Source organism: Streptomyces sp. NPDC003077, assembly GCF_040611095.1.
Classification (GTDB): domain Bacteria; phylum Actinomycetota; class Actinomycetes; order Streptomycetales; family Streptomycetaceae; genus Streptomyces.
Genome location: NZ_JBEXNM010000067.1, coordinates 40,205 through 49,946, shown reverse-complemented (window position 1 = coordinate 49,946; position 9,742 = coordinate 40,205). Strand labels below are relative to the sequence as shown.

Genomic DNA, 9,742 nt, shown 5'->3' with positions numbered 1-9,742 from the left:
GGGGGGGGGGGCCCGGGCCGCCGCGGCGGGGGGGGGGGCGCGCCGGCGCGGGGGGGGCCGCCGGCCCCCCCGGCCCCCCCCCCCCCGCCCCCCCGCACCCCTGGCGATCGCCCCGGCTCAGAAGCCGCGGTGCGAGCCGCCGTCCACGGGCAGCATGACGCCCGTCAGGTAGGAGGCGGCGGGGGAGAGCACGAAGGCGGCGGTGCGGCCGAACTCCTCCGGGTCGCCGTAGCGGCGCAGCGGGATGGCGGCGGTGTTGCGGGCGCGGGCGGCCTCGGGGTCGTCGGACCGCTCGTCCAGCTGCCGGGTGCGGTCGGTGGCGATCCGGCCCGGCAGCAGGCCCACGACGCGGATGCCGCGCGGCCCGATCTCGTCAGCCAGCGACTTGGCGAAGCCCGCCAGACCCGGGCGCAGTCCGTTGGAGAGTGCCAGGCCGGGGATCGGCTCGTGGACCGAGCCGGAGAGCACCAGACCGATCACACCACCCTCGCCCAGTTCGGCCGCGGCGGTCCGGGCCAGCCGGACGGCGCCGAGGAAGACGGACTCGAAGGCGGTCCGCCACTGCTCGTCGGTCATGTCGGTGCCAGGGCCGGGCGTCGGGCCGCCCACGCTGACGAGGATGCCGTCGAAACGGCCGAACCGTTCGCGAGCCGCGGCGATCAGGCGCGCCGCCGCCTCCGGATCGGCGTTGTCCGCCGCCACGCCGATGGCGCGCTCGCCCAGGTCGGCCGCCGCCGCTCGCGCGCTCTTCTCCTCGCGTCCGCTGACGACGACGTTGGCGCCGTCGGCGGTCAGCGCCCGCGCGGTGGCCAGGCCGAGGCCACGGGTGGCGCCGGTGACGATGTAGGTCCGGTCGGTGAGTCCAAGGTCCATGTGATCAGTCTGCCGTGGTCCTTCCGGACGCGCGGGAGGTGGTGCTGGGAGTGACCGGCTCGTGGGGATATGGCGGGGGTGCGGGGGACGCAGTGGCTCGCGGCGGACGCGGTCGTTCCGGGGGGACGAGTGCGGGTGCGGTCGCCGCCGCTGGATGGGTTGTGGATGAGCCGCCTCCGGCGCTCAGCGCTCGGCGCCCGGCCGGGGCCGTGCCCTCAGCGCTCGGCCGGTGCCTTCTCCCCGGCAGTCGTCACGCCCGCGGCCGGGGCCTCGGCGGACCCGTCCGGAGCAGCGGTGGCCGGTGCCTCGGCAGCCCCGCCCGAAGCAGCCGCGTCCGTCGCCTCCGGTTCCGCGGGGGCGTGCTCGGTGGCCTCCTTGGCCTCCGCCGCCTGCTTGGCCTCGGCCGCGAGCCGGTCCCGGCGTTCGCGGCGGACGAGGACCACCCAGCCCACCGGCACGGCCGCGGCGAACAGCCACCACTGGACCGCGTACGCCATGTGCGGGCCGATGCTGTCGTGGTCCGGGTCGGGCACCAGCTCGGGCGTGCCGCCGGCCGGTTTGGGGGCGGTCTGCTCGATGTAGCCGCCGAGGACCGGCCGGTCCAGGTACTTGGCCTGCTGCTCGCTGTTGATCAGCATGAACATCCGGTCCGGCAGCCCGGAGGTGTTCTTGATCCCGCTGGACTCCGTCGTCTCGTCGGCCATGATGCGGCCGGTGACGGTGACCTTCCCGGCCGGCGCGGCGGGGATCTTCGGGAACTTGGTCAGGTCCCCCCCGGCGGCGATCCACCCGCGGTTGATCAGGACGGACCTGCCGTCGCCCAGGTCCAGCGGGGTCACGACGTAGTAGCCGATGGTCTGCTCGTCGGCGGCGGTGCGCTGCCGGATGACGACCTCGTGCCGGGTGTCGTACGTGCCCGTGGCGGTGACCCTGCGCCACATCTCCTCGCGCGGGACGGTCTTGCCGGGAGCGGTCAGGTCGGTGACCGGGACCGGGCGGGCGACCAGGTTGTCGGCGATGAGCTGGTTCTGCGCCACGCGGTGCTCATGGCGGTGGAACTGCCAGAACCCCAGCTTGATCATGACGGGGATCAGGACGAGGCCCACGAGGGTGAGGATCACCCACTGCCGGGACAACAGGAAGCGGTACACGACTTTGACGGTACCTGGAAGCGGGCTGACGACGCGCAGGGGGGCCGGTGCGGGTCGCGGAGGGGGCGGGTGTACGGGGGTGTACGGAGGCTCGTCCCTCGTACGGGGAGCGCGCCCGGTCTCGTACGGGGACGCCGGACGCTTACGAGGAGCGCGCCCGGCCTTGTACGGGGAACGCCGGACGCGTACGGGGAGCACTGGTCTCGTGCGGAGAACGCCGGACGCGTATGAGGAGCGCCGGTCTCGTACGGAGAACGCCGGACCGCCGGGGCCGGATGGTGACGCCGTCGGAGGGCGCCCCGCCCCGCTGGGATCAGACCCGGTCCACGATCCCCGCGTGCCCCTCCGCGCGGGCGCAGTGGGCCCCGCAGTACCAGCGACCGTCCGCCTCCACGCCCTGCCCGATGACCTGGACCCGGCAGTGTTCGCAGATGGGCGCCATGCGGTGGATGGCGCAGGCGAAGCAGTCGAAGACGTGCACCGCCCCCTGAGCGCGCACTTCGAACGTCATCCCGTAGTCGTTCCCGCAGACCTCGCAACGTGCCATGGGGCACAGCGTGCGGGCGGCGCAGGGGGCGGGGCGAGTCGCGCGGGGGTGTGTCGAGGGGGCTTCACCCGGAAGCAGGCGCCGGGGCCACGTCCTGGAGGAGCTGCATGAAGGCGGCCTCGTCGATGACGGGCGTGCCGAAGGAGCGGGCCTTGACCGTCTTGGACGTGCGGGCTTCCGGGTCGTTGGTGACCAGGAGGCTGGTCAGGCGGGAGACGCTGGTGGCGATGTGCAGCCCGGCCTCGATCGCGCGGTCCTCCAGCAGCTCGCGGTCCACGGAGGTATCGCCCGAGATGGCCACCCGCATCCCCTGCACCAGCCGCGCGCCCGGCTCGTACCGCCCAGGGTTGGGGTAGGGGCAGGCCGGGCGCTTGCGGGCCGGGCGCCAGGTGGTGGGGCGGTAGGAGGACGCGGGGGTGTGCTGCCGGGGCACCGGGGCGTCGGACCACTCGGTGAGCGGCTGGCAGGTCAGCAGCGGCAGGCGCAGGTTGGCCTGCGCGGCCAGCCGCAGGCTCGGGCGGAACGCCTCGGCCAGCACACGGGCGTCGTCGAGGGCGTGGTGGGCGTGCTCCTGAACCACGCCGTAATGGGCCGCCAGGGACTCCAGCTTGTGGTTGGGCAGCGGCAGGCCGAGCTCTTTGGAGAGGGCGATGGTGCACAGCCGCTGCCGTACGGGCGCCTCCGTGCGGGCGCGGGCGTACTCGCGGGCGATCATGGACCAGTCGAACATCGCGTTGTGCGCGACCAGCACCCGGCCCTCCAACCGCCGCGACAGCTCGGGCACGACCTCCGGGAAAAGCGGCGCGGACTCCAGCACCTCGCTGGTCAGGCCGTGGATCCACACCGGACCGGGGTCGCGCTGCGGATTGACGAGCGTGTACCAGTGGTCCTGGACCTCCCCGTACGCGTCGAGCTGATACACGGCGGCGGACACGATGCGGTCGTCCCGGGCCAGGCCGGTGGTCTCCACGTCGACCACCGCGTACCCCTCGGGGTACGCGGTCGGCCAAGGGGAGTCGGGCCCCTGGGGGACCGGCTGCCGCCCGATCGCGGGGGTGATCGGGCGGGCCGCTGCCATGTGGTCTTCGAGCATGGTCACTGAGGATACGGGCCGGCACTGACAGCGCCGCCGCCTCCCCACCGGCTTTTCGTCGCATTCCGGTCGTCCGGGCCGGGCGCGCGGTCCGGGACGGGCCTCCGGTGCGGGGGCGCGGGGGCCTGGTCGGGGGAGTGGCGGTGGGTGTCAACCAGCCGGTACGTGGGGCGAGTTGACGCACTTACGGGTGGAGGCGCGGGGGTGGGTTAACGGGGCGGCGAGTTGAGAGGCGCTCGGCGCTTATGCGACGAATCATCCTATTTGTTCGGCCGGTGGGGGATTCAAGCCGGACCGAGCGACCGGGCGGGCAGCGCCTCCTCCAGGACGGCGCCGTCCTCCGCGATGGTCACCCGGTGCAGCGCGGCACCCTCCTTGCGGGCCACCACCTCCGTCAGGTGGCCGTCCACGAAGAGCGCGGCGCTCCCGTCGTCGAGCGCCCAGCCGCCGGGCAGCGCGCCCGCCCCGAGCGCGGCGAGGTAGCCGGGGCGCCGCCCGGCCTCGCTGTCGTAGTGCGGGCACATGCTGCCCGGGAGCAGTCCCAGGCCGTCCGCCAGCGGGGTCAGCGGCCCGAAGGAATCGGTCAGGCAGCCCTCGAACCAGCAGCACGCCCCGGCGCTGATCCCGCACAGCAGCACCCCCGCCTCGTACGCCGCGCGCAGCGCCTCGTCCACGCCGTGCAGCCGCCAAACGGCGAGCATGCCGGCGGTGTTGCCGCCGCCGACGTACACCGCGTCCTGTGCGAGGAGCAGGGCGCGCGGGTCCGGCTCGGTGCGCCGGAAGAGGGAGAGGTGGGTCGGCTCGCGGTCGGGGCGGTCGCCGAAGGCGGCGTAGAAACGCTCCAGGTAGCCGTCCGCGTCCCCGCTCGCGGTGGGCAGGAAACAGATCCGGGGCCGTTCGCGCCCGGTGGCGGAGAGGGCGAAGTCGTCGATCAGGGTGTCGGGGTCGGTGGAGAAGCCGCCGCCCAGAAGGGCGATCTTGCGCGAGGGGGTCATCGGGGCCTCGTTTCCTGGCGTCGCGTCGGCGTCCGGGATCGCCCGGACCCTACGCCAGGACGGTGGCCCGCCGGTGGCACCGGGGGCCTGAGTGAGGCGCGCGGCGGGGGTCGTCCGGCATGGTCGCCGAAGAGGTCGCGTGCCGGGTACGGAAGGAAAACGAAACTTTCCGATCGCCTTCCGGCCGCCGAACTGACAACCCGTCTCACATACTTGTCGGTAACTACCTCTAGCCGATCGGGCGTTGACGCCTCTATCGTGCCGGACATGCCGCACCTGCCCGATGTCGTGTTGTGGTCCATACCGGCTTTCGTCCTGCTCACCGTGGTGGAAATGGTGAGCTACCGCCTGCACCCGGACGAGGACGCCGCGGGGTACGAGGCCAAGGACGCGGCCACCAGCATCGGCATGGGGCTGGGCAGCCTGGTCTTCGACGCGCTGTGGAAGATCCCGATCGTGGCCGTCTACGCGGCGGTGTACGAGCTGACGCCGCTGCGGGTGCCCGTCCTGGCGTGGACGCTGCCGCTCATGCTGCTCGTCCAGGACTTCTTCTACTACTGGTCGCACCGCGGGCACCACGTCATCCGCATCCTGTGGGCGTGCCACGTGGTGCACCACTCCAGCAGGAAGTTCAACTTCACCACCGCGCTGCGCCAGCCGTGGACGACCTGGACCGTCTGGCCGTTCTATCTGCCGATGATCGCGCTCGGCGTCCATCCGGCCGCGGTCGCCTTCTGCTCCTCCGCGAACCTCGTGTACCAGTTCTGGGTGCACACGGAGCGGATCGGCAAGCTGCCGCGGCCGTTCGAGTTCGTGCTCAACACCCCGTCCCACCACCGAGTGCACCACGCCTCTCAGGGTGGCTACCTGGACCGCAACTTCGGCGGCATCCTGATCGTCTGGGACCGGATGTTCGGCTCGTTCGTGCCGGAGACCGAACGGCCCGTCTACGGGCTCACCAAGAACATCGACACCTTCAACCCGCTCCGGGTCGCCACCCACGAGTACGTCGCCATCGCCCGCGACGTACGGGCGGCGGACACCTGGCGGGAGCGCGCCGGCCGGGTGTTCCGCGGGCCGGGGTGGCAGCCCGAGCCCCGGAAGACGGGGCGGGAGCGGGATCGGGTGGCGGTGGAGGGGACGGGCGCCCGCGACGCCGGATCCGCCCGCCCCGCCTCGTCCCCGGAGCGCGGCTCCGACCGCTCGGGGAAGCGCGCCGTCCGCGAAGCCCGGAAGCATGACGCGGGCCGAGCGCGGAAGCGGGCCACCCGCCGGTCCGGCAAGCGCGGCTCCCCGTCGTCCGTGGAGGAACCCGTCACGTGACGCAGCCCACCCGCGCCGTCCGCCTTGCCCTCGGCCTCTTCCTCTTTCTCACCGCCGCCCACCTCGCCGCCCTCCTGACCGGCGCCGGCACCCTCGCGTACGTCACCAAACCCGCGCTGATGCCGGTGCTCGCCGGGTGGGCCCTGCTGAGCGGGGCGCCCCGGCCGCTGGTCGTCGCACTGCTGTTCGGCTGCGGGGGCGACGCCCTGCTTCAGCTCGACGGCCGGGTGCCGTTCCTCCTGGGCATGGCGTCCTTCGCGGCCGGGCACGTCTGCTACCTCGTCCTCTTCCTGCGGCGGCCGTCGCGCCCGGGGCGCCGGACGCTCGGCCTGACGGCCGCCGCGTACGCCCTTGCCTGGCTCGGCACCACGGCGTTGCTGTGGCCCGGCCTGGAGGAGGGGATGCGGGCCCCGGTGGCGGCGTACGGCCTGCTGCTCACGGTTACGGCGCTGGGCGCCGTCCGGCTCGGGGCGCGGGCGACGGTCGGCGGGCTGTTGTTCCTCCTGTCGGACACCTTGATCGCCGCGGGTGTCGCGCACGGGCCGCAGCTGCCCCTGCCGCAGTTCTGGATCATGCTGACGTACACGGCGGCCCAGTACGCCCTGGCCGACGGCGTGCGCCGGGCCTACCAGGATGGGCGTTCCCGCAGGTCAGAGCCTCGCGGTGGTCGCCTCGCCCGCACCGGACGTCGAAAAGGAACGAGTCGGGCGTACCGTGATGAGGTTCGTACAAACGCCTGACCGCTAGGAAACACCCCATGCGCGCCACCACCATTCACGCCCCCTACGACATACGGGTCGAGGACGTGCCGGACGCCGCCGTCCGGCACCCGAAGGACGCCGTCGTCCGGGTCCTGCGGGCCTGCATCTGCGGCAGCGACCTGTGGGCCTACCGGGGCGAGGCGGAGCGCGAGCCGGGCCAGCGGATCGGTCACGAGTTCCTGGGCACGGTCGTGGAGACCGGTTCCGAGGTGACCGGGCTGCGGCCGGGCGACCTGGTGGTCGCGCCGTTCATGTGGTCGGACGGCGCCTGCGAATTCTGCGCCGAGGGACTGCCGACCTCGTGCCCGAACGGCGGCTTCTGGGGCGCGAACGGTTCGGACGGCGGACAGGGCGAGGCCGTCCGCGTCCCGCACGCCGACGGCACCCTCGTCAAGCTCCCCGCCGAGGCCGCCGGGGACGACCGGCTGCTCACCGCGCTGCTCGCCCTCTCGGACGTGATGGGCACCGGCCACCACGCGGCGGTCGGCGCGGGCGTCCGGCCGGGCTCGACGGTCGCGGTGGTCGGCGACGGCGCGGTGGGCCTGTGCGGCGTCCTGGCCGCCAAGCGCCTGGGCGCCGAGCGGATCATCGCACTGGGCCGCCACCAGGCCCGTACCGACATCGCCCGCACCTTCGGCGCCACCGACGTGGTCGCCGAGCGGGGCGAGGCGGCGGTGGCGGCGGTGCGCGAGCTGACCGCCGGCCACGGCGCGCACGCCGTGATCGAGGCGGTCGGCACCGAGCAGTCGATGCGCACCGCGGTCGGCATCACCCGTCCCGGCGGCGGCATCGGCTGGGTCGGCGTGCCGCACGGCAGCGGCACCGGCCTGGACATGGGCGTGCTCTTCGCCCGCAACATCGCGGTGCGCGGCGGCGTCGCCCCGGTCCGCGCCTACATCCCGGAGCTGCTCCCCGACGTCCTGAACGGCACCATCGACCCGTCCCCGGTCTTCGACCTGACCGTCGACCTCGCCGGCGTCCCGGACGGTTACCGGGCCATGGACGACCGCAGCGCCCTCAAGGTGCTGGTCAAGGCCTGACCGCGGACCGCACCGGACCGGACGGGGGCCGGGCTTGAGTCTCCCCCCGTGGGAGACCCGAAGGTGGCGGACATGTACGAGGACGGCGGCACCCTGCACACGATCGGCGAACTGGCCCGGCTCACCGGCGTACCGGTGAAGACGATCCGCGACTGGTCGGACCGGGGCCTGCTGCCGCCCGCCGCCCGCACCCCCGCGGGCTACCGGCTGTACGGCCCGGACGCCCCCGCCCGGCTGGAGATCGTGCGCACCCTGCGCGAACTCGGCATCGGCACGGCAGGCATCCGGGCCGTCCTCCAGCGCGAACGCTCCGTCGCCGAACTGGCCGCGCACTGGGCGGACGCGCTGGACGCGCAGATCCGGACGCTCCAGTTACGGCGCGCCGTCCTGCGCTCGGTGGCCGAGCGGGGCAGCGCAGCAGAGGAGCTGCCGCACATGAACAAGCTGGCCCGCCTGTCGGCCGAGGAACGCCGCCGCACCGTCCAGGAATTCATCGAGGACACCTTGGCGGGGGTGGACGCCCCCGCTTACCGGGGCGGCCTGCTCGCCCTCGTCCCCGAACTCCCGGACGACCCCACGCCCGACCAGATCACCGCCTGGCTCGACCTCGCGGAACACGTCCGTTCGCCCGGTTTGCGGGGAGCGCTGCGGCGGATGGCGGAGTTCAGCGCGGATGTGGACGTGGCCAATACACAGGCCCCTGACGTGCGGGTCGACGACGCGCATGCCGCCGACGCGCATGCCGCCGACGTGGGCGCCTCCGGCGCGCGAGCAGCCGCTGACGCGCACACCGCCGACGTACGCGCCTCCGACCCGCGAGCAGCCGCTGACGTGGACACCGCCAACGCGCACACCCCCGACGCACACGCCGCCACCCAGGTCGCCGAGCTGATGCGCGAGCGCGCCGAGGCGGCGCTCGCCGCCGGTCTGGCGCCGGATTCGCCGGCCGCCGAGCCGGTCGTCGCCGAACTCGTCGCCGCCTGGATCCCCACCCAGCGGACCCTCCCCGACCCGCCGGCCGCGGACGGCCCCGAGGCCCGCGCCCGCCTGCTGGAGCAGTTGGAGCGCGCCACCGAGCCCGAGGTGGAGCGGTACTGGCGGCTCTTCTGCGCCGCCACCGGACGCCCCGCCCCGCCCGAGTGGGGCCGCGCGGGCGCCTGGACGGCCGCCGCGCTGCGGGCCCACCCCGCGCCCGGCGCACTGGACCTGACGCTCGACGTGTCGGACCTGCCGGACGCGGCCCGGGTGCTGTCGGCGTACGAGACGGTGGCCGAGGAGGTCGGGGCGCTGGTGGCCACCGTGGCATCGGAGGACCTGGCGCGCCCGACCCCGTGCCCCGAGTGGTCCGTACGGCAACTGATCGGCCACATGGTCTGGGAGAACCTGATGGTGACCTCGATCGCTCAGGACGCGCCCCGTACCGATCACACCGCCGATCACCTCGGCGACGATCACGTCACCGCCTTCCGGGACTCGGCACGCGCCGCGCTCGCCGTCTTCCGGTCGGCCGGGGTGCAGGAGCGCACCTACGGCCCGTACGAGGCACCCGGCGCCCTCCTCGTCCAGCAGGCCACCGTCGAACTCCTCGCCCACGGCTGGGACCTCGCGCGCGCCCTCGACGCGGACACCGACCTCGCGGCCGGGGTCGCGCCGGACGTCCTGGAGGCGGCCCACCGGATCTACGGCGCCGCACCGCGCACGGAAGGCGGCTCGTTCGCCCCCGCGCGGCCCACCACGACGTCGGCGAGCGGCGCGGACCGGCTCGCCGCGTACCTGGGGCGGGAGGTGGACCGGCCGGTGGGCTGACAGGCCCGACGAGCCCTCGTACAAGAGGGTCTGAGGAGAAGACGCCGTACAAGGGGTCGGGGTCGACGACCGCGCACAAGGGGCCGGGGCCGACGACCGCATACAAGAGGGCCGGGCGGAAGACCGCCCGGCCCTCTCACGACGCCACCGCGT

The 9,742-nt window shown here is 74.0% G+C and carries 9 protein-coding genes; 4 read left to right on the top strand and 5 right to left on the bottom strand.

From position 1 onward, the window contains the following. Positions 1-117: 117 nt before the first annotated feature. From ABZX96_RS31305 to ABZX96_RS31285, 5 genes are all read right to left on the bottom strand, one after another. Positions 118-873, bottom strand: a complete 756-nt coding sequence (locus ABZX96_RS31305) for an SDR family oxidoreductase (protein ID WP_355550900.1) — start codon at positions 871-873, stop codon at positions 118-120. Positions 874-1,088: 215 nt separating this feature from the next. Beyond that, positions 1,089-2,024, bottom strand: coding sequence for an SURF1 family protein (locus tag ABZX96_RS31300; RefSeq protein WP_355550898.1), 936 nt, complete (start codon positions 2,022-2,024; stop codon positions 1,089-1,091). Between the two features lie 313 nt (positions 2,025-2,337). After that, entirely contained in the window at positions 2,338-2,571 is a 234-nt protein-coding gene (locus tag ABZX96_RS31295; protein WP_355550896.1) for a hypothetical protein, read from the bottom strand. Positions 2,572-2,635: 64 nt separating this feature from the next. Further along, positions 2,636-3,664: a DEDDh family exonuclease gene (locus ABZX96_RS31290; RefSeq protein ID WP_355550894.1), complete on the bottom strand. Its 1,029-nt coding sequence runs from the start codon at positions 3,662-3,664 to the stop codon at positions 2,636-2,638. A 284-nt stretch (positions 3,665-3,948) separates the two neighbouring features. Beyond that, the gene (locus tag ABZX96_RS31285; protein ID WP_355550892.1) at positions 3,949-4,659 is read right to left on the bottom strand and encodes a peptidase E; all 711 of its coding nucleotides are present in this window, start codon (positions 4,657-4,659) and stop codon (positions 3,949-3,951) included. Between the two features lie 267 nt (positions 4,660-4,926). Between ABZX96_RS31285 and ABZX96_RS31280 the strand changes: the two genes are divergently transcribed. From ABZX96_RS31280 to ABZX96_RS31265, 4 genes are read left to right on the top strand one after another with little or no spacing between them, the layout of a single operon-like run. Next, positions 4,927-5,982 (top strand): sterol desaturase family protein, encoded by a 1,056-nt coding sequence (locus ABZX96_RS31280; RefSeq protein WP_355550890.1) that lies wholly within the window; start codon positions 4,927-4,929, stop codon positions 5,980-5,982. Further along, on the top strand, positions 5,979-6,722 hold the full coding sequence (locus ABZX96_RS31275) for a lysoplasmalogenase (RefSeq protein ID WP_355550889.1): 744 nt from the start codon (positions 5,979-5,981) through the stop codon (positions 6,720-6,722). Before ABZX96_RS31280 ends, ABZX96_RS31275 begins: the two co-directional genes overlap by 4 nt. Positions 6,723-6,739: 17 nt before the next feature. Next, a complete protein-coding gene (locus ABZX96_RS31270; protein ID WP_355550887.1) occupies positions 6,740-7,783 on the top strand; it encodes a zinc-dependent alcohol dehydrogenase family protein in 1,044 nt (347 codons plus the stop codon). A 48-nt stretch (positions 7,784-7,831) separates the two neighbouring features. Further along, entirely contained in the window at positions 7,832-9,589 is a 1,758-nt protein-coding gene (locus ABZX96_RS31265; RefSeq protein ID WP_355550885.1) for a TIGR03086 family metal-binding protein, read from the top strand. Positions 9,590-9,742 lie beyond the last annotated feature (153 nt).

Coding starts and splice junctions, on each gene's coding strand:
- ABZX96_RS31295 (WP_355550896.1), bottom strand. CDS start 2,571: ATGGCACGTTGCGAGGTCTGCGGGAACGACTACGGGATGACGTTCGAA.
- ABZX96_RS31305 (WP_355550900.1), bottom strand. CDS start 873: ATGGACCTTGGACTCACCGACCGGACCTACATCGTCACCGGCGCCACC.
- ABZX96_RS31270 (WP_355550887.1), top strand. CDS start 6,740: ATGCGCGCCACCACCATTCACGCCCCCTACGACATACGGGTCGAGGAC.
- ABZX96_RS31280 (WP_355550890.1), top strand. CDS start 4,927: ATGCCGCACCTGCCCGATGTCGTGTTGTGGTCCATACCGGCTTTCGTC.
- ABZX96_RS31285 (WP_355550892.1), bottom strand. CDS start 4,659: ATGACCCCCTCGCGCAAGATCGCCCTTCTGGGCGGCGGCTTCTCCACC.
- ABZX96_RS31290 (WP_355550894.1), bottom strand. CDS start 3,664: ATGCTCGAAGACCACATGGCAGCGGCCCGCCCGATCACCCCCGCGATC.